This is a genomic window from Actinomycetospora rhizophila (assembly GCF_042657905.1).
Lineage (GTDB): Bacteria > Actinomycetota > Actinomycetes > Mycobacteriales > Pseudonocardiaceae > Actinomycetospora > Actinomycetospora rhizophila.
Map to the genome: position 1 here is coordinate 1 of NZ_JBHSKG010000028.1, position 18565 is coordinate 18565.

Here is an 18565-nt window from a genome sequence, read left to right on the forward strand (position 1 = left end):
CTGCTCACGACCGGCGGGCGCACGATCTGAGGCTAGAGCTCACAGCCCTGTCGGCCAGAGTGCTGACCCGCCGGCCGCTACCAGCGCCGAGCCTTCCATGCGAACCCGGCACCCCCCATTAGTCGGCGTAGTCCGGGGCCCGGCCCTGGGCGAAGGCGGTGACGGCCTCGGTGAGGTCGTCGGAGATCAGCGCCGAGGCGTTCCACGTCGCGATCTGGTCGAGGCCGTCGGCGATCGTGTGGTCGCGGGCGTAGGTGATGGCGTGCTTGGTCCCGCGCAGGGCCAGCGGCGACTTGGCGGCGAGGCCGCGGGCCACCTCGGTGACGTGGGCGAGGAGGGCCTCGGGGTCCTCGGTGTCGACGCACGCGTTGACCAGGCCCATGGTCTCGGCCTCGCCGCCGCGCACGTCACGGCAGGTGTAGGCCATCTCGCGGGCCCGGCCCTCACCGACGATCCGCGGCAGGCGCTGGAGCACGCCGACGTCGGCGGCGAGCCCCATGTCGACCTCCTTGAGCGAGAACTTCGTGCGCGGGGTGGCGTAGCGCAGGTCGCACACCACGGCGAGGTCGAGCCCGGCGCCGACGCACGCCCCCTGGATCGCGGCGAGCACCGGCACCCGGCAGCGCTCCACGGTGGTCAGGACGTCCTGCAGGTCGAGGATCAGGCGGCGCAGCGCCTCGCGCGCCCGGCCCGGGTCGGCGCCGGCCGGGGCCATGCCCTGGATCTCGGCGAGCATCGAGAGGTCGATCCCGGCGCAGAAGTGGCGGCCCGCGCCGGTGAGCACCACCGCGCGCACCCCGGGATCGTCGTCGAGCGCGCGGAAGGTCGCGCGCAGCTCGTGCCACAGCGTGCGGTCCAGCGCGTTCGCCGCCTGCGGGCGCTCGAGGCGCACCGTCGCGACGCCGCCGTCGCGGGTGACCGAGAGTGCCGTCGTCGCGTCCGCGTCCACCGTGCTCACGTGCCGTGCTCCCTTCGCCGTTCACCCGGAGTTCGCCGAGCACGTTCTCACGTCCGGAACGCCGGGGCCCGGTCCGAGGTTGAGCAGGTGGACGCCACCCCACCCCGGAGGAGCCCGATGTCCGTCGCACCCTCGCGCACCGCCGACCGCACGGGGCGGGCGCTGCTGGTCCTCGCCGCCGTCGCGTCGGTCGGGGCGTTCGCCGACGGGCTCGCGGCGATCGCGGCGGCGTCCCCGGTGCTCTGCCGCGGCTGGCTGTCGTGGACGGTGTGGCGCGAGGCGCCCGCGCGCGGCGTCGCGTGACCGTGGGTGGTGGGATGGTGACGCAGGTCTCGCCTCCGTAGCACAACGTACGTTATGGTCGCCCGCGCGGCCCGGGGCGAGAGCTGCCCACGAGGACACCACCCGCGAGGAGGCACCGATGAAGATCAACGTGGACTGGGACAGGTGCACGGGGATGGGCATGTGCGAGTCGCTCGCCCCCGACGTGTTCGAGGTCGACGACGACGGCTCGCTGATCGTGCACGCCGAGGAGGTCCCGGAGGGGATGGAGAGCGACGTCCGCGAGGCCGTCGCCGCCTGCCCGACCGAGGCCCTGTCGCTCGAGGGCGAGTGAGCGCGTGACGCACCTGGTGGTGGTCGGGGCGTCGCTGGCCGGGCTCCGGGCGGTCGAGGCCGTCCGGCGCGACGGCTTCGACGGCGACGTGACCCTGGTCGGGGCCGAGGAACACCTGCCCTACGACCGGCCCCCGCTGTCGAAGGAGTACCTCTCCGCCGACGAGATCGCCGACCCGCGCTACCGCGAGGAGGAGACCTTCGCCGGCGACCTCGACGTCGAGCTGGTGCTCGGCACCCCGGCCACCGCCCTGGACACCGCGGCCCGCACCGTGACCGTCGGCGACCGCATGCTGTCCTACGACGGGCTGGTCGTCGCCACCGGCGCCCACGCCCGGACCCTGCCGGGCACCGAGGACATCGGGGGCGTGCACACCGTGCGCACCCTCGACGACGCGATCGCCCTGCGCGCGGCCCTGCGCGCGGAGCACGCCCGCCGGCTCACCGTCGTCGGCGCCGGGTTCATCGGCTCCGAGGTGGCGGCGGTCGGGCGGAAGCTGGGCCTCGAGGTGACGATCCTCGAGGCGCTCGAGACCCCGCTGGCCCGCGCGGTCGGCGAGCGGATGGGCCGCGCGCTGACCCACCTGCACCGCAAGCACGGCACGGACGTGCGCACCGGCGTGGCGGTGGAGGAGGTGCTGGCCGAGGACGGCCGCGTCGTCGGTGTGCGTCTCGGCGACGGCACCGAGGTGGCGACCGACGTGCTCGTCGTCGGCATCGGGGCCCGGCCCGCCACCGACTGGCTCGAGGGCTCCGGGCTGACGATCGACGACGGCGTGGTCGCCGACGAGACCCTCGCCGCCGCACCGGGCGTGTACGTGGCGGGCGACATCGCGCGCTGGCCGAACGCGCTGTTCAGCGACGTCGCACCGGGCACCATGCGCCTCGAGCACTGGACCTCGGCGGCCGACCAGGGTGGACGCGCCGCCCGCCACGCCGTCGACCCGGGCGCCGCGAAGGCCTACGAGACCGTCCCCTACTTCTGGTCGGACTGGTACGACGGCCGCGTCCAGTTCGTCGGGATCGCGGCGGGCGACCACATCGAGGTCGTGGCCGGCGACGACACCGAGGGCGGCCCGTTCACCGCCATCTACCGCGCCGGCGACCGGATCGTCGGCGCCCTGGCCGTCGACATGCCGGCCGAGGTCATGAAGTACCGGCGCCTCATCGGCGCGCGCAAGACGTGGGACGACGCGCTGGAGCTCGCCGAGCAGCGCCGCGCGCAGCGCGCCGAGAAGGCCCGACAGCGAGCCGAGGGAGCCAGCACGTGACCACCACGGCCGACCGGCCCGACCTCGATCCCCTCGACCTGTCGTCCCTGGACTTCTGGGGCCGGCCGATGGCCGAGCGGGACGCCACGTTCGCCGAGCTGCGCCGCGAGCGCCCGGTCTCCTGGCACCGGCCACCGGAGGGCATGCTCATGCCCGGCGAGGACGACCCGGGGTTCTGGGCCGTCGTGCGCCACTCCGACATCGGCCACGTCAGCAAGAACGCGAAGCTCTTCTGCTCGGGGCAGGGCGTGCAGTTCCAGGACGCGCCGCCGGAGCTCCTGGAGGCGACCCAGTCGTTCCTCGCGATGGACGCGCCTCGCCACACCAAGCTGCGCAAGATCGTCAGTGCGGCGTTCACCCCGAAGCAGGTCGCCCGCGTCGAGGACCGCATCGCGGCGCGCGCCCGCACGATCGTCGACCAGCTCCTCGAGCACCTCTCCGACGGCTCCGACGGCGACTTCGTGCAGCTGGTGGCCAAGCAGCTGCCCATGGGCACGATCTACGACCTCATGGGCGCGCCCGAGGAGTACCAGGACTCGCTGGCCGAGGCCGCCGACCTGCTCGTCGCGACCAACGACCCGGACGTGCTGGAGCACCTGGGCCTCGAGGACCCGCTCGCCGCCGCCGGGCAGGCGCTGGCGAACCTGCTGGGCCCGGCGACGGAGCTGATCGAGGCCCGGCGCCGGGACCCCCGCGACGACCTCATGACCAACCTCGTGTCGGCCGAGGTCGACGGCGAGAGCCTCACCGACCAGGAGATCGGCGCGTTCTTCGTGCTCCTGTCGGTGGCCGGCAACGACACCACCCGCAACACGATCGCCCACTCGATGCTGCGGCTCACCGAGCACCCCGACCAGCGGGCGTGGCTCGCCGAGGACCTCGACGGCCGGATGCGCACCGCGGTCGAGGAGTTCGTCCGGCACGCCTCGCCGGTGCTGACGTTCCGCCGCACCGCGCTCGAGGACACCGAGCTGCGCGGGCAACGGATCGCCGCCGGCGACAAGGTCGTCATGTTCTACGAGTCGGGCAACCGGGACGACGAGGTCTTCACCGACCCGCAGCGTTTCGACCTGTCGCGCGACCCGAACCCGCACGTCGGCTTCGGGGGTGGCGGACCGCACTTCTGCATGGGCAACATGCTCGCGCGCACCCAGTTGCGGCAGATCTTCGCGCAGCTCCTCACGCGGGCCCCGGGCCTGACGGTGGGGCCGCCCGAGATGCTGCGCAGCAACTTCGTGCACGCGGTGAAGACCATGCCCTGCTCGCTCGGGGGCTGAGCTCGTCCCCCACGGGGCGGTGAGGGGACGCGGAGTGTCGTCAGTGGTGCCGACGCTGGTCCTGTCCGGGGCACGGTCCCGGGTGGAGCGCGAGCTGGTCCGACGCTGGGCGGAGTCGACGTACGGCGACGATCCCGTCCGGGTCGTCCCCGACGACGGCCGCGAGCTCGCCGGCGCCCTCGACGGCGCCGGGCCGGACACCACCGTCGTGCCCGTGCGCGTCGTGTGGCCGCCCGCCGAGCGGGACTCCTCGGACTCGCCGGCCCTCACCGACCTGCTCTCGCTGAGCGCCCGGCGCCGGACGCTGCGGCACGCGCACGCCCGCGTGCGGGGCTGGTCGGACGCGCGCGGGCGGGTGGTCGCGGGCGACGCGGCGACGCTGGCCCAGCTGCGCCGCGAGGGCGACCGCGAGCTCGGCAGCCCCGACGGCGCCGGCTTCGTGGCGTTCGTGCGCCGCCGCGCCACGCTGGCGTGCGACCGCGCGGAGCGCCGGCTCACCGGCGACCGCTACAAGGTCCCGCGACTCATGGCCGAGCAGATCGTCGCGTCGGCCGCGGTCCGGGAGCGGGCGGCGGCGCTTGCCGGCGAGCTGGATCTGTCGGTCGACGAGGTGCTCACCCGCACGTCGTCGTGCCTCACCGAGATGGCCGCGGTCCAGAGCCCGCCGGCCATCGAGGCGTTCCGGTCGGTGATGAGCCCGCTGCACCGGCGGGCGTGGGAGCTCGACGTCGACACCACGAGCCTGGGCGACCTGCGCGAGCAGGGCCGCGCCCGCCCGCTGGTGTTCCTCCCGTCGCACCGCAGCTACGCCGACCCGCTGGTGCTCGCCGAGGTGCTGCACGCCCACGACTTCCCCCGCAACCACGTCCTCGGCGGCAACAACCTCGCGTTCTGGCCGCTCGGCACGCTCGGGCGCCGGGCCGGGATCGTGTTCATCCGGCGCAGCTTCGGCGACGACGCCGTCTACAAGTTCGCGGTCCGCGAGTACTTCGGTCACCTGCTGGACAAGCGCTTCAACCTCGAGTGGTACATCGAGGGCGGCCGCACGCGGACCGGGAAGCTGCGCCCGCCGAAGTACGGGCTCCTGCGCTACCTCGTCGACGCCGCCGACCAGCTGCCCGGGGACTCGCCGGGCCGCGACCCGCTGCTCGTCCCGGTGTCGCTGCACTACGACCAGCTCCACGAGGTGGGCGCCCTGGCCGCCGAGCAGGGCGGCGCGGGCAAGAAGGCCGAGGGGCTGGGCTGGCTCGCCGGCTACATGCGCGACCAGCAGCGCCGTATCGGTTCGGCGCGCATCCGTTTCGGCGAGCCGATCGCCCTGCGCGAGGCGCTGCGCGACGCCGGCGAGGGCTCGGCGCAGCTGGAGAAGGTCGCCTTCCGCGTCTGCCTGGGGATCAACCGCGCCACCCCGGTGACGCCGACCTCGGTGGTCACGTTCGCGCTGCTCGGCGCGGGCGGGCGCGCGCTGACCTTCGAGCAGGTCCGCGACGTCGTCGCGCCGGTGCAGGGGCTGCTCGCCGACGAGCCCGCGACCGGCGATCTGGACACCGACGACGGGGTCGCCGAGACCCTCGACCGCCTCGTGTCGGTCGGCGTCGTCGAGCGCTTCGACGGCGGCCCGCAGACGGTGTGGTCGATCGGGCCCGACCGCCACCACGTCGCCGCGTTCTACCGCAACGGCGTGCTGCACCACCTGCTCAACCGGGCCGTGCTGGAGATGGCGCTGCTCGCCGTCGTCGACTCCGGGCGCGAGCTCGCCCACGACGAGGTGCTGGAGGCCAGCTGGGAGGCGGCGCTGGCCCTGCGCGACCTGCTGAAGTTCGAGTTCTTCTTCCCCCGCAAGCGCGAGTTCCGCGACGAGCTGCTCGCCGAGCTCGACCGCCTCGCGCCCGGCTGGGCGGGCACGCCGGCCTCGGCCGGCGGTGCCGCGGCGCTGCTCGGGCAGGCCGACCTGCTCGTCGCGCCCCGTACGCTGCTGCCGTTCGTCGAGTCGCAGTGGGTGGTGGCGACGGTGCTGGCCGACCACGCCGGAGCGCTGGAGGACCGCGGCCCGTTCCTCGACGCGTGCACGGGGCTGGGCCAGCAGTGGTGGCGCCAGCAGCTGCTCCAGGGCGCCGACGTCGTGTCCCGCGAGCTGTTCACCACGGCGCTGCGGGCCGCCGACAACCGCGGGCTGCTCGGCGCCGACGCGACACCGCAGGCCCGCGCGGCGTGGCGCGACGAGGTTGCCGCCGTCCGCGACCGGCTGCGCCGCGCCGGCCGGCGCGAGGGCGAGCTGCGGGCCGACGTGTTCGGAGGGGTGCCCGGTGCCGCGCAGCAGTGAGCTGGACGCCCGGCGCGCCGCGATCCGGGCCGCGCCCGCGGGCAGCGTCGCGGTGGTCGACGAGACGGCGTTGCTGGCGAGCTCCGCGGTGGCCGCGCACGCGGGCGAGGCGCTGCGGTCGGGGCGCACCGCGTGGCGCGCGGTGCCCGGCGACGTCGCCCTGCTCGCGGGGGCCGGCGACGACGAGGACGCGGTCCGCCGGCTGGTCGCGGGCTGGGCCGGCGAGGACGAGGAGACCCTCGCGCGCCGCGCCCGCACGCTCCTGCGCGACGAGCTGGGCGCCTCGCTGCGCCCGGAGGTCTGGTCGCTGGTGCTCGAGCACCGCCGCGCCGGGCACCACGTCGTGCTCACCGGGCACGCGCCGCGCCCGGTGCTCGCCCCGATCGCCGACGACCTCGGCGCCGACGAGCTGGTCGCGACCGAGGTGGCGCTCGGCGAGGGCACGCTCACCGGCGAGGTCGCGGGGCCGGTGCTCCTCGACGGCCGCGGCGAGCGCAAGGCGGCCGCGCTGGGCGGGCGGACCGTGGCCTTCGCCTACGCCGGCCCGAGCTCGGAGGCCCTGCTGGCCACCGCCCGGCACCCGCTGGTGGTGTCGGCGACCCCGCACCAGGGCGGGCACCCGGTGCTGCCCGTCGAGCCCCGCGGCGGCACGCTCGCCACGCCCGGCGACGTCCTGCGCACCGCCGGGTTCTACGGAGCGCTGGTCGGCGCCGCGGGCACCGCCGCCGCGGTCGGGCTCGCCCGCCGCTCGCGCCGGCAGATGGTCGACCTGACGTGCTCGGTCACCGGCGACCTCGGGCTCGCGCTGGCCGGCATCGACGTCGAGGTCACGGGCGCCGAGCACCTGTGGTCGGCGCGGCCCTGCGTGTTCGTGTTCAACCACCAGTCCAAGATCGACGTCGCCCTGCTCATGAAGCTGCTGCGCGGCGGGTTCACCGGCGTCGCCAAGGCCGAGGCCGCGTCGATCCCGCTGTGGGGCGCGATGTTCAAGCTCGCCGGGGTGGCGTTCGTCGACCGCGGCAACACCAGCCAGGCGAGGGAGGCCCTCGAGCCCGCCGTGCGCAAGCTGCGCGACGAGGGCTGGTCGCTGGCGATCGCGCCCGAGGGCACCCGCTCGCCCACCCCGCGGCTCGGGCGGTTCAAGAAGGGCGCGTTCCACATCGCGATGCAGGCGGGCGTGCCGATGGTCCCGATCGTCATCCACGACGCCGGCGAGGTGATGTGGCGCGGGCACCAGACGCTGCGCGGCGGCACCGTGCACGTCGACGTGCTGCCGCCGATCGACACCTCGGACTGGACCGTCGCGACGATGACCGAGCACGTCGAGGACGTCCGGAACCGCTTCGTCGAGGTCCTGGAGGGGGCGCGATGAGTCCGGACCCGACCCCGCCCCGCAGCGACGACGGCCGCCTCCTGTGGTCGCGCTCGGAGGAGCTCACCGGCTTCGAGGCCCTGATGTGGCGCGTCGAGGCGGACCCGCGGATGCGCTCGACCGTCGTGCTCGTCGAGACCCTCGACCGCGAGCCGGACTGGGAGCGCTTCGTCGCCGCCACCGACTGGGCCTCGCGGGTGGTGCCCCGGTTCCGGGAGCGGATCGTCACCCCGTTCCTGGGGGCGGGCACGCCGCACTGGGCGCTCGACCCCGACTTCGACCTGCACTACCACCTGCGCCACCTCGCGCTCCCCGACGGCGCCGGGACGCCGGGGCTGTTCACGCTCGCCGAGCAGCTCGCGATGACCCCGCTCGACCCGTCCCGGCCGCTGTGGGAGGCGACGCTCGTCGGTGGCCTGCCCGACGGTGGGGCGGCGCTGCTGTTCAAGCTCAGCCACGTCCTCTCCGACGGCATGGGGCTCGCCCAGCTACTGGCCGGGCTGCACTCGCGCACCCGGGAGCCGATGACCGACAAGCCCCAGCCCCCGCCGCCCGAGGCGGCACCGCGCGGGCTGCCGGGCGAGGTGGCGCGCCAGGTCCGCAGCGACATCGGCCTGGTCGGCGGGGCGGCGCGCAGCCTGCTGGGCGTGGCGGCGACCCTGGTGCGGCCCGACCACGCGGTCCGCGACGCCGCCGCCTACCTGGTCTCGGCCGCCCGGGTGCTCTCGCCGCCGCCCGCGCCGCCGCTGCCGGTGCTCGCCCACCGCAGCCCGTCGTGGCGCTTCCGCACGCTCGACGTGCCCTTCGCCGACCTGCGCGCGGCCGGCAAGTCGGTCGGCGGCTCGGTCAACGACGCCTACGTCGCCGGCCTCCTGGGGGCCTTCCGTCGCTACTCGGAGCGCCGCGGCGAACCGCTGCCGCCGGACCGGCTCATGCCCGTCACGCTGCCGGTGTCGATCCGCCGCGAGGAGCACGAGCCCGGCGGCAACCACTTCGCGCCGGCCCGCCTGTCGGCGCCGGTGGGGATCGTCGACCCGGCCGCGCGGGTGATCGACGTGCGCCGGCGGATGAAGGTCGCGCTCGGCGAGCCGGCCCTGGAGAGCGTCGAGATCGTCAGCGCGTGGCTCGCCCGGCTGCCCGGCGCGGTCGTCGCGAACCTCGGGGGCGGCGCGACGAGGAGCAACGACCTGCAGGCCAGCAACATCCCCGGGCTGCGCGAGGACGCGTACCTGGCCGGCGCGCGGATCCTGCGCAGCTACCCGTTCGCGCCGCTGCCCGGCTGCGCGGCGATGATCGCGATGGTGACCCACGGCGACACGTGCTGCGTCGCCGCGAACCTCGACGCGGCGTCGTTCACCGACCTCGCCGGCTTCGAGCAGGACCTCGCCGACGGGTTCGCCGAGGTGCTCGCCCTGGGGGCGGGCGCATGAGCGGCGAGCCGCTGGTCCTGCTGCACGGGGCGAGCATGTCCGCGCGCGCCTGGGACCCCGTCCGGTCGGCGCTCGAGGCGCACCACGAGGTGCTCGTCCCGACGATGGCCGGGCACCGCGGCGGGTCGAGCTGGCCCGACGGCGAGCCGGTCGGCGTCGCCGGGATCGTCGACGACGTCGAGACCCTCATGGACGACGCGGGCATGCCGACCGCGCACCTCGTCGGCAACTCCCTGGGCGGCTGGGTGGCGCTCGAGCTCGCACGACGCGGCCGGGCCCGCACGGTGGTGGCGCTCTCGCCGGCCGGCGGCTGGGGCTCGGCGTGGGACCTGCGCCGGCTGGTGTGGTCGTTCCGGCTGGGCTCGGCGCTGGCCGGCTCGGAGACGCTGCGCGCCGCGGCCCGCCGGCCGTGGGTGCGCCGGGTGCTGCTGTCCCGGGTGCTCGAGCGCGGCGACCGGGTGCCGACCGCCGACGTCGGCGAGCTCTTCGACGACCTCGCCGGCTGCGTGATCCTGCACGAGCTGCTCGACGGGGCCGCCGAGCACGGCGGCGTCGCGCCCTTCCCCGACCTGCCCTGCCCCGTGCGCGTCGCCTGGTCCGGCCGCGACCGCCTCATCCCCTGGCGCCGCCACGGCGTCGCGCTGCGCGAGCGCCTGCCCGGCGCCGAGTTCGTGCGCCTGCCGCGCGTCGGCCACGTGCCGATGTGGGACGACCCCGACCTGGTGGTCGACACCGTCCTCGGTGTCACCGCCGCTCACCGAGCCCTGGAGACGCCAGCATGATCGGCACCGAGACCGACCTCGAGATCGACGGCACCCGCGGGCGCGTCGTCGTGCGCCGCCGCGACCCCGACGGCGCGCCGCGGCGGGTCGTGCTCGTCGCGCACGGCTACGGCGAGCACTCCGGGCGCTACGCCCACGTCCTCGACCGCCTCGCCGGCGACGGCTCCGTCGTCTACGCCCCCGACCACCAGGGCCACGGGCGCTCGGAGGGCGAGCGGGTGCTCGTGCACGACATCGAGGAGGTCGTCGAGGACCTCGACCAGGTCCGCCGCGTCGCCCGCAACGAGCACCCCGACCTGCCGATCGTGCTGCTCGGGCACTCGATGGGCGGGCTCATCGCCGCGCGCTACGCCCAGCGCTACCCGGACGTGCTCGCAGGGCTGGTGCTCACCGGGCCGGTCGTCGGCGGGAGCCCGGGCATCTTCGGGCTGCTCGAGTACGACCCCATTCCCGAGGTGCCGATCGACCCCGCGGTGCTCTCCCGCGACCCCGCCGTCGGCGAGGCCTACGCGGCCGACCCGCTGGTGTGGCACGGGGCGTTCAAGCGCCCGACGCTCGAGGCGTTCGTGGCCTCGGTGGAGGCGATCGCCGCGGGCCCGGGGTTCGGCGAGCTGCCCGTGCTCTGGGTGCACGGCGAGGACGACCAGCTCGTGCCGCTGGACTCCACCCACCCGGTGATGGAGAAGCTCGCCGGCAGCGACCAGACGACCCGGATCGACCCCGGCGCCCGCCACGAGATCCTCAACGAGACCCACCACGACGAGGTCCTCGACGACGTCGTCGCCTTCGTCGCGCGGGTCACCTAGGCCGGCGCGGGCTCGCCCTCGCCGGTGAGCGCCCGGCGCAGCAGGTGCATCGCGAGCACGACCGAGCGCTCGCGGATGTCGCCGCGCTCGCCCGGCAGCACCGGGTCGCGGGCCAGCGTGCGCCCGTCGGCGGTGCGCACGCAGAAGCAGACGTAGCCGACGGGCTTGGCCTCGGTACCCCCGCCCGGCCCGGCGACACCGGTGATCGCCACCGCGATCGTCGCGCCGAAGCGGGCCAGCGCCCCGTCGGCCATGGCCTCGGCGACCTGCGGCGACACCGCGCCGTGCTCCTCGATCAGCTCGCGGGGCACGCCGAGCACGTCGGCCTTGGCGTCGTTGGAGTACGAGACGACGCCGCCGGCGACGTGCGCGGACGCCCCGGCCGGCGCGGTCAGCCGCCCGGCGAGCAGCCCGCCGGTGCACGACTCGGCGGTGGCGACGACCTGGCCGTCGAGCAGCTCGAACAGGAGCTCGTCGATCGTCTGCCCGGTGCGGGAGAAGATCGTGCGCCCGTGGCGGCGGTCGATCTCGGCGACCACCGCGTCGCGCGCCGTCGCCGCGGCCGTCGAGCCGGGGGCGTGGCGCAGGTCGACCTCGAGGGTGAAGTCGCGCAGGCACGTGGTGATCTCGAGCGGGGTGAGGTCGGTGCCGGCGCCGACGTCGCGCAGGGTCGCGGCGATCTCGGACTCGGGCACCCCGAACAGCCGCAGGTGGGTCTCGGTCCACGGCGAGGTGCGCGCGAGGACCTCCTGCACCGGCGCGCTCGCGAGCGCCTCGTCCCACATCGCGCGGACCTCGCGCGGCGGGCCGGGCAGCACCAGGATCGTCGGGCCGCCGCGCTCCGGGTGCGGCGGCACCGCGAGCCCGGGTGCCGTGCCGGCCGGCCGGATCGGCGTCGCCCCGCGCGGCACCATCGCCTGCTTGCGGTTGGCGGCGGCGAGGGCGTCGGCGTCCCACCGCAGGCGGTCGGCGAACTTGCTGATGATGTCGCCGACCACCTTCTCCATGTGCTCGTCGAGCTCGAGCGGCCGGTCGGTCTCGGCGGCCACGACCTCGGCGGTGAGGTCGTCGGCGGTGGGACCGAGCCCGCCGGTGGTGACGACGAGGTCGATGCCGTCACCGGCGAGGAAGCGCAGCGCCGCCGCCATGTCCTCGCCGCGGTCGCCGACGAGCACGAGGTGGGACACCTCGACGCCGAGCTCGCCGAGACGTTCGGCCACCCAGGGCCCGTTGCGGTCGGTGATCCGCCCGGTCAGCAGCTCGCTGCCGGTCGCCACGATCCCGGCCCGCACCCCGTTGACCGTCCCGCGCCCCTCGTCGGCCACGTCGCACTCCGCTCCTGGTCCGCTGCCTGCCCTGCCCCGTCATCCCACCAGAGCGGGGCGGTCCCGGCCTTCCGGCGGGGGACGGCGATGGGCCGGTCGGGTGGTTCTCCGCCGAACGACACCGAAGGAGTGCGTCGCTGTGCACATCTGTACCGGTGGGTCATCGTTGGAGGGGGTACAGGGTGCATAGTGGTCCGGGCGAGTGACTACTCGGCCGTCAAGTGATCACAGTTCGTCGCCGACCGTGAACGCGGCGAGGATGCGGTCGGCGGCGCCGCCAGCCACGCGACGGCGTGGCCCGGGTCCGGCGACCGTCGGGGGACGACCGGGAAGGGGAGTGGTGCCGTGAGCCACGACCCCGTGGCGTCCCTCTCGCTCGCCGCGCCCGGCGAGGTCTCGTCCGCGGCCGTGTCCGTCCTCGGCGTCCTGCTCGTCCTGGTGGTCGTGGGCTCGGTGGCCGGCCTGCTGGTCCAGTGGGTCCGCCGCCGCCGGCACGACCTCGCCGCCGCGGAGCTCGCCGACCGGCTGCGCCGCGACGCCCACCGTGACCCGCTGACCGGGCTGCTCAACCGCGAGGGCTTCCTGCACGCCGACCCCGCTCCGGGCAGCGCGGTGGCCGTCGTCGACCTGCGCCTGCTCGGCCAGGTCAACGACACCCTCGGCCACGCGCGCGGCGAGGTGTTCGTCCGGCTCGCGAGCGAGCGCATGGTCAGCGTGCGCCTGCCCGTCCTCACCGGCGACGCGCCCGTGGCGGCCCGGCTCGAGGGCGACACCTTCGCCGTGCTCCTGCCCGGGGTCGACGGCCACGAGGCCCACACCGCCGCGGAGGACCTGCGCGAGCGCCTCCTCGCCCCCTACCTCGTGGAGGGCGTGCGCTTCGAGCCCCCGGTCGTCGTCGGCGTCGCCGCGGACGGCCCGTGGCTCGCCGACGTCCCCGCCGGCCCCGAGCGCACGGCCGCGCTCCTGCGCCGCGCCGACGTCGCGCTCGCCGCCACGCGCGACGGCGGCGACCCGGTCCGCTGCTACGAGCCGAGCATGGGGGAGCGGGCGGCGCGCCGCCTGCGGCTCATCCGCGGCTTCTCGGCCGCCGTCGCCCGCCACGACGTCCGCGTCGACTTCCAGCCCGTGGTCTCGCTGGGCGAACGCACCGTGATCGGCGTCGAGGCGCTGGCGCGCTGGGACCACCCCGAGCTCGGCCTGCTGCTGCCCGACGAGTTCGTCCCCGTCCTCGAGGCCACCGGCCAGATCGCCGAGCTCACCTCGTTCGTCCTCGATGAGTCGCTCGCGGCCGCCCGCCGCTGGCTCGACCGCGGGATGCGCCTGTCGGTGGCGGTCAACGTCTCGGTCGGCAACCTCGCGGCGGCCGACTTCCCCGACGAGGTGGCGACGCTGCTCGCCGCCCACCGGGTCCCCGCCGAGCTGCTGACGCTCGAGCTCACCGAGTCCGGGGTGTCCTCGGAGCGGGAGGTCGCGCTGCCCGTGCTGCGCCGGCTGCACGCGCTGGGCTGCCACCTCGCCGTCGACGACTTCGGCACCGGACAGTCGTCGCTGGCCCACCTGCGGCGCCTCCCCGTCGACCAGGTCAAGATCGACAAGAGCTTCGTGCTGGGGATGGGCACCGAGTACGGCGACGTGGCCGTCGTCCGCGCCATCGTCGAGATGGGCCACACGCTCGGGCTGACGGTGGTCGCCGAGGGTGTCGAGCAGGCGGCCGTGCGCGTCGCGCTCGCCGAGATGGGCTGCGACGTCGCGCAGGGCTACCTGGTGTCGCGCCCGCTGCCCGCGCGGTGCTTCGAGCGCTGGCTCGACTCGCTCGACGTGCACCCGGGCGAGCCCGGCGCCGCGGCCGGACCCCGGACGCTCATCGCGTGACGGGCCCTGTAGTCTTGTCCGTGGCCCTCCGGGGCAGGCCCCTTTAGCTCAGTCGGCAGAGCGTCTCCATGGTAAGGAGAAGGTCTACGGTTCGATTCCGTAAAGGGGCTCTCGGTGAGCAGGCCGGCGAACTGATGGTTCGTCGGCTTCGTCGTGTGACGGGCGCTCGCCGCGGCGGTGTAGCTCAGTCGGTAGAGCAAACGGCTCATAATCGTTGTGTCGCCGGTTCAAGTCCGGCCACCGCTACCACCAAGATCGCGGGTTCCGTCCCGCGGTCGCGGCTGCAACACCGTGACGAGAGGAACCTCCGTGGCCACCACCGACATCCGTCCGAAGATCACGCTGGCCTGCGAGGAGTGCAAGAACCGCAACTACATCACGCGGAAGAACCGGCGGAACGACCCCGATCGCCTCACGATCAAGAAGTTCTGCCCGCACTGCGGCACCCACCGCGGCCACCGCGAGACCCGCTGACGCTCGCCCGTGCCGCTCGACGCGTCGTTCGTGGGCCGGACCTGGCCCGCGGAGACCTACGAGGTCTCGCTGGAGAAGATCCGGGAGTTCGCCACGGCCATCGGTGCCGACGACCCCGTGCACCACGACCGTGACGCCGCCCGGGAGGCGGGCCACCCCGACGTCGTCGCCCCGACGACGTTCCCGGTGGTCTTCACCTGGCCCGCGACGCGGCGCGTGGTCGACGACCCGGCGCTCGGCCTCGACTTCACGCGCGTCGTGCACCGCGACCAGTCCGTCGAGGTGACCCGCCCGCTCCACGCGGGCGACGTCGTCACCTCCGTGGTGGCCGTCGACGACATCCGCGACCTGGCGGGCAACGACGTCATCACCTTCCGCGTCGACGTCACCGACGCCGACGGCGCCACGGTGCTGACCACCCGCGCGACCCTCGTCGGGCGCGCCGAGCCCGAGGGCGCTGCGTCGTGAGCGCCCTGACGGACGCGGGCGCCGGCGACCAGCTCGAGCCGCGCACGGTGACGATCACCCGTGCCGACCTCGTCGCCTACGCCGGCGCCTCCGGCGACCTCAACCCGATCCACTGGAACGAGCGCGTCGCGCTCGAGGTCGGGCTGCCGGGCGTCATCGCCCACGGCATGTTCACGATGTCGCTGGCGGCCCGCTACGTCGGCGACCTGGCCGGCGACCCCGCCGCCGTGGTGGCCTTCTCCACCCGCTTTACGCGCCCCGTCGTCGTCCCCGACGACGACGCCGGCGCCACCGTCGAGCTCGGCGCGAAGGTCACCGACGTCGCCGACGACGGCACGCGCACCGTGAGCGTCACGGCCACCCACGAGGGCAAGGGCGTCCTGGGCAAGGCCGTCGCCACCGTCCGCCCCCGCTAGGCACCCCCCCTCCGCTCGCCCCCGCCCTTCCCGCAGCGAACGCGCTGTTCGCTGCTTCTAGGCGCGCGAAGTCCCCGTTCGCGAACGGACGAGGCGCGCGTCGCGATCGCGAACGGGGAGTTCGGACGCCTAGAAGCAGCGAGATACCCGTTCGCTGCAACGTGGGGGACGGACTCAGGCGGGGGTCGGGACGCCCAGGGTGGCGAGGACCGCGCGGGACATCGCCGCCGACCCGAGCGCGTTGGGGTGCACCGGCGCCGCGGGGGCGGTCGGGACGAGGCCCTCGATCCAGCGCTCCCCGGGCAGCGCGCACACGTCGTGGCCCAGGGTCGGCGTGCGCGTGTCCACGTAGGTCGCGTCGCCGTCGGCCGCGGCGTCGGCGATCTCGCCGTTCAACTGGTCCAGCACGCCGCGCAGGTACTCGACGTCGCCCGGGGTGTAGGGCACGACCGGGTAGCAGCCCGGGCCCTGCGCCGGCAGCACCGAGGGGTAGCCGACGAGCAGGACGCGGGCGTCCGGGGCGCGGCGGTGGACCTCGTCGAGGACGTCGTCGAGACGGTCGCCGAGGTCGTCGATGCGCGCCGCGAGCTCGTCGTGGGGACCCTGGGTGTAGCGGTCCCGGCAGGGCGTGCCGAACGGCGTCGGGCTCACGCAGGCCTGCACGATCTCGGAGAACCCGATGTCGTTGCCGCCGATCCCGACGGTGACGAGCTGCGTGCCGGCCCCCAGCGCGTCGTACTGCGGCGGGTTCTCGCCGCCCTGCACCGGCTGCGGGGCGGCGAAGTCGCGGGTCCGGGCGCCGCTGCAGCTGACGTCGGTCAGCTGTGCGGCGGTGCGCTCGGCGACCAGGTGCGGGTAGTTGTTCGCCGAGCGCAGGCACCCCGGCGGCGGACCCGCCGGGGCACCGGTCAGCGGCGAGGCCGTGTAGGAGTCGCCGAGCGCGACGTAGGCCTGCCCGGCGGCCGTCGGGGCGCCCAGCGCCACCGGCGCGAGGACGACTCCGAGGAGCCCGACGGTGAGGGCGACGAACAGGCGCAGGACGATCGGCGGTCTCCAGGGTCGAGTTCTGCTGCGCTGCATCTCCCGGCCGACCACCGGCACTCCTCGGATGAGTTCGAGGTCCCGGCGGGACCGACGCGTCGGATGATGATCCCCGGTCCTACTTCGCCTCGGCCAGCAGGTCGGCCATGCGGGTGACGCCGGTGCGCAGGTCGTCGTCGCCGAGGGCGTAGGACAGCCGGAAGTACCCGGGGGTCCCGAACGCCTCGCCGGGCACGACGGCCACCTCGGCGTGCTCGAGCACGAGCGCGGCGAGGTCGACGCTGGTCCGCGGGCGCTCGCCGCGGATCTCCTTGCCGAGCAACCCGGCCACCGACGGGTAGGCGTAGAACGCGCCGCGCGGGACGGGGCACGTGATGCCGTCGATGCCCGAGAGCAGCTCGACGATGAGCCGGCGGCGCCGGTCGAACGCCTCGCGCATCTCGGCCACCGCGTCCAGCGGGCCCGTGACGGCCGCGAGCGCCGCGCGCTGGGCGACGTTGCAGACGTTCGAGGTCAGGTGCGACTGCATGTTGATCCCGGCCGCGACGACGTCGGCGGGGCCGATCATCCAGCCGACCCGCCAGCCGGTCATGGCGAACGTCTTCGCGACGCCGTTGAGCACCACGCAGCGGTCGGCGATCTCGGGCACCGCCACCGGCATCGAGACGTGCTCGGCGCCGTCGTAGACGAGGTGCTCGTAGATCTCGTCGGCGATCACCCAGATGCCGTGCTCGGCGGCCCAGCGCCCGACGGCCTCGACGAGCTCGCGCGGCGCGACCGCCCCGGTGGGGTTGGACGGCGAGCACCACAGCAGCGCCTTGGTGCGCGGCGTGCGGGCGGCCTCGAGCGCCTCGACGGTGGGCAGGAAGTCGGTCGACTCGTCGGTGTCGATCTGCACCGGGTTCCCGCCGGCCATGCGCACGGCCTCGGGGTAGGTCGTCCAGAACGGCGCGGGCAGCAGCACCTCGTCGTCCGGGTCGATCAGCGCCGCGAACGCCTCGAACACTGCCTGCTTGCCGCCGTTGGTGACGAGCACCTGGCGCGCCTCGACCTGCCACCCCGAGTCGCGGGCGGTCTTCGCGGCGATCGCGTCGCGCAGCTCGGGCAGCCCGGCGGCGGGGGAGTAGCGGTGGTTCTTCGGGTCCGAGCACGCCGCGATCGCGGCCTCGACCACCGGCTGCGGCGTGGGGAAGTCGGGCTCGCCGGCGCCGAAGCCGATCACCGGGCGCCCGGCCGCCTTGAGCGCCTTGGCCTTCGCATCGACCGCCAGCGTCGCCGACTCCGCGATCCCGCCGACGCGGGCCGAGATGCGGCGGTCGGTCGCGGAGGGGTGCAGGGAAGCCGAGGACGACGACGTCATGTCCCGGTATCCTAGGAGAAGGCCCCAGCTCGTCTCGCCGCCCGGGCGCCGCTGCTGCCCCGGCGCCGTCGACGTCTCGGCCTTGACGTAGCATTGCTCACCGGGACGGATCGTCCGTCGCTCCCGCGCGCTCGTCGCCGTGTGGATCGACCTCGGCCCGGCCCACGGCGTCCTCCCGGGGACGCCACAGGGGCGTAGCTCAATTGGCAGAGCAGCGGTCTCCAAAACCGCAGGTTGCAGGTTCAAGTCCTGTCGCCCCTGCACCGCGACGGTGAGGCCCGCCGACCAGGCGGGGTGTGGACGAGGACGGTGAGGACGGCGCAGTGAGCGAGGACAGCAGCCGGCGTCGGCGCGCGAGCGACGACGACGACGCGCGTCCGGTCACCGCCGCCGGCCGTCGACGGCGCGCCGACGCGGCCGGCAACGGCAGTGGCGGGGACGCGACGGACACCGACGGCGCCCGCTCGTCGGGCAAGGGCTCGGGCAAGGGCACGGCCACCCCGACGCGGGACCGCACCCAGGAGTCGCAGGGGTCGCTGTTCGCCCGCCTGCGGCGGTTCCTCCGCGAGGTGGTGGCCGAGCTCCGCAAGGTGCACTGGCCCACCCGCCGGCAGATCGTGGTCTACACGTTCGTCGTCCTCGTGTTCGTGTCGTTCATGGTGGCGCTGGTGGCAGGCCTCGACTGGGTGTTCGCCAAGGCCGTGTTCGCCCTCTTCGGCTGACCGTTCCGCCGAGCGGCCGGCCGGGCACCGCGCCGCGGTGCCCGCCGTGCAAA

At 75.0% G+C, this 18565-nt stretch carries 18 protein-coding genes and 3 tRNA genes; 17 read left to right on the plus strand and 4 right to left on the minus strand.

The features are described 5' to 3' along the window. Positions 1–118: 118 nt before the first annotated feature. Positions 119–958, minus strand: coding sequence for a crotonase/enoyl-CoA hydratase family protein (locus ACFPK1_RS31345; protein WP_378024875.1), 840 nt, complete (start codon positions 956–958; stop codon positions 119–121). Positions 959–1075: 117 nt separating this feature from the next. On the opposite strand from ACFPK1_RS31345, the gene ACFPK1_RS31350 reads away from it, so the two are divergent. From ACFPK1_RS31350 to ACFPK1_RS31390, 9 genes are all read left to right on the plus strand, one after another. Continuing rightward, on the plus strand, positions 1076–1261 hold the full coding sequence (locus ACFPK1_RS31350) for a hypothetical protein (RefSeq protein WP_378024876.1): 186 nt from the start codon (positions 1076–1078) through the stop codon (positions 1259–1261). A gap of 118 nt (positions 1262–1379) precedes the next feature. Next, a complete protein-coding gene (locus tag ACFPK1_RS31355; RefSeq protein ID WP_274280567.1) occupies positions 1380–1574 on the plus strand; it encodes a ferredoxin in 195 nt (64 codons plus the stop codon). A 4-nt stretch (positions 1575–1578) separates the two neighbouring features. Further along, positions 1579–2844, plus strand: coding sequence for an NAD(P)/FAD-dependent oxidoreductase (locus tag ACFPK1_RS31360; RefSeq protein WP_378024877.1), 1266 nt, complete (start codon positions 1579–1581; stop codon positions 2842–2844). Continuing rightward, the gene (locus ACFPK1_RS31365; protein ID WP_378024878.1) at positions 2841–4121 is read left to right on the plus strand and encodes a cytochrome P450; all 1281 of its coding nucleotides are present in this window, start codon (positions 2841–2843) and stop codon (positions 4119–4121) included. The genes ACFPK1_RS31360 and ACFPK1_RS31365 overlap by 4 nt, the downstream gene beginning before the upstream one ends. Positions 4122–4167: 46 nt before the next feature. Beyond that, positions 4168–6444, plus strand: a complete 2277-nt coding sequence (locus tag ACFPK1_RS31370; protein ID WP_378024879.1) for a glycerol-3-phosphate 1-O-acyltransferase — start codon at positions 4168–4170, stop codon at positions 6442–6444. Beyond that, the gene (locus ACFPK1_RS31375) at positions 6428–7816 is read left to right on the plus strand and encodes a 1-acylglycerol-3-phosphate O-acyltransferase (protein ID WP_378024880.1); all 1389 of its coding nucleotides are present in this window, start codon (positions 6428–6430) and stop codon (positions 7814–7816) included. The genes ACFPK1_RS31370 and ACFPK1_RS31375 overlap by 17 nt, the downstream gene beginning before the upstream one ends. Beyond that, entirely contained in the window at positions 7813–9246 is a 1434-nt protein-coding gene (locus tag ACFPK1_RS31380; RefSeq protein ID WP_378024881.1) for a wax ester/triacylglycerol synthase domain-containing protein, read from the plus strand. The genes ACFPK1_RS31375 and ACFPK1_RS31380 overlap by 4 nt, the downstream gene beginning before the upstream one ends. Continuing rightward, on the plus strand, positions 9243–10028 hold the full coding sequence (locus ACFPK1_RS31385) for an alpha/beta fold hydrolase (RefSeq protein ID WP_378024882.1): 786 nt from the start codon (positions 9243–9245) through the stop codon (positions 10026–10028). The genes ACFPK1_RS31380 and ACFPK1_RS31385 overlap by 4 nt, the downstream gene beginning before the upstream one ends. Next, on the plus strand, positions 10025–10834 hold the full coding sequence (locus tag ACFPK1_RS31390; protein WP_378024883.1) for an alpha/beta hydrolase: 810 nt from the start codon (positions 10025–10027) through the stop codon (positions 10832–10834). Before ACFPK1_RS31385 ends, ACFPK1_RS31390 begins: the two co-directional genes overlap by 4 nt. Here ACFPK1_RS31390 and ACFPK1_RS31395 read toward each other — a convergent pair. Beyond that, positions 10831–12159: a competence/damage-inducible protein A gene (locus ACFPK1_RS31395; RefSeq protein ID WP_378024884.1), complete on the minus strand. Its 1329-nt coding sequence runs from the start codon at positions 12157–12159 to the stop codon at positions 10831–10833. The two genes, ACFPK1_RS31390 and ACFPK1_RS31395, sit on opposite strands and share 4 nt — an antisense overlap. 345 nt (positions 12160–12504) lie before the next feature. Between ACFPK1_RS31395 and ACFPK1_RS31400 the strand changes: the two genes are divergently transcribed. The 6 genes from ACFPK1_RS31400 (at position 12505) to ACFPK1_RS31425 (ending at position 15389) form a co-directional block, all read left to right on the plus strand. After that, complete coding sequence (locus ACFPK1_RS31400; RefSeq protein ID WP_378024885.1) at positions 12505–14031, plus strand: putative bifunctional diguanylate cyclase/phosphodiesterase; 1527 nt, start codon at positions 12505–12507, stop codon at positions 14029–14031. Between the two features lie 37 nt (positions 14032–14068). Continuing rightward, a tRNA-Thr gene (locus ACFPK1_RS31405) sits at positions 14069–14141 on the plus strand. Positions 14142–14204: 63 nt separating this feature from the next. Continuing rightward, a tRNA-Met gene (locus ACFPK1_RS31410) sits at positions 14205–14280 on the plus strand. Positions 14281–14340: 60 nt separating this feature from the next. Continuing rightward, a complete protein-coding gene (gene rpmG / locus ACFPK1_RS31415; protein ID WP_116708438.1) occupies positions 14341–14505 on the plus strand; it encodes a 50S ribosomal protein L33 in 165 nt (54 codons plus the stop codon). A 9-nt stretch (positions 14506–14514) separates the two neighbouring features. After that, positions 14515–14973, plus strand: a complete 459-nt coding sequence (locus tag ACFPK1_RS31420; RefSeq protein ID WP_378024886.1) for an FAS1-like dehydratase domain-containing protein — start codon at positions 14515–14517, stop codon at positions 14971–14973. A gap of 5 nt (positions 14974–14978) precedes the next feature. Next, complete coding sequence (locus ACFPK1_RS31425) at positions 14979–15389, plus strand: MaoC/PaaZ C-terminal domain-containing protein (RefSeq protein WP_378024924.1); 411 nt, start codon at positions 14979–14981, stop codon at positions 15387–15389. A 174-nt stretch (positions 15390–15563) separates the two neighbouring features. Here the strand turns inward: ACFPK1_RS31425 and ACFPK1_RS31430 are convergent, their stop codons facing one another. Both ACFPK1_RS31430 and ACFPK1_RS31435 read right to left on the minus strand, forming a co-directional pair. Continuing rightward, positions 15564–16484, minus strand: a complete 921-nt coding sequence (locus ACFPK1_RS31430) for an SGNH/GDSL hydrolase family protein (protein ID WP_378024887.1) — start codon at positions 16482–16484, stop codon at positions 15564–15566. 64 nt (positions 16485–16548) lie between these two features. Continuing rightward, complete coding sequence (locus tag ACFPK1_RS31435; protein ID WP_378024888.1) at positions 16549–17790, minus strand: pyridoxal phosphate-dependent aminotransferase; 1242 nt, start codon at positions 17788–17790, stop codon at positions 16549–16551. Between the two features lie 188 nt (positions 17791–17978). Here ACFPK1_RS31435 and ACFPK1_RS31440 point away from each other — a divergent pair. Together ACFPK1_RS31440 and secE are read left to right on the plus strand one after the other, a co-directional pair. Then, positions 17979–18051: transfer RNA gene (locus ACFPK1_RS31440), tRNA-Trp, on the plus strand. A 62-nt stretch (positions 18052–18113) separates the two neighbouring features. Continuing rightward, a complete protein-coding gene (gene secE / locus ACFPK1_RS31445; RefSeq protein WP_378024889.1) occupies positions 18114–18512 on the plus strand; it encodes a preprotein translocase subunit SecE in 399 nt (132 codons plus the stop codon). The last annotated feature ends 53 nt before the right edge of the window (positions 18513–18565 follow it).

What these genes read in the sequence shown, in the direction of transcription:
- ACFPK1_RS31435 (WP_378024888.1), bottom strand. Translation starts at nt 17,790, where the DNA reads ATGACGTCGTCGTCCTCGGCTTCCCTGCACCCCTCCGCGACCGACCGC.
- ACFPK1_RS31390 (WP_378024883.1), top strand. Translation starts at nt 10,025, where the DNA reads ATGATCGGCACCGAGACCGACCTCGAGATCGACGGCACCCGCGGGCGC.
- ACFPK1_RS31385 (WP_378024882.1), top strand. Translation starts at nt 9,243, where the DNA reads ATGAGCGGCGAGCCGCTGGTCCTGCTGCACGGGGCGAGCATGTCCGCG.
- ACFPK1_RS31355 (WP_274280567.1), top strand. Translation starts at nt 1,380, where the DNA reads ATGAAGATCAACGTGGACTGGGACAGGTGCACGGGGATGGGCATGTGC.
- ACFPK1_RS31350 (WP_378024876.1), top strand. Translation starts at nt 1,076, where the DNA reads ATGTCCGTCGCACCCTCGCGCACCGCCGACCGCACGGGGCGGGCGCTG.
- ACFPK1_RS31380 (WP_378024881.1), top strand. Translation starts at nt 7,813, where the DNA reads ATGAGTCCGGACCCGACCCCGCCCCGCAGCGACGACGGCCGCCTCCTG.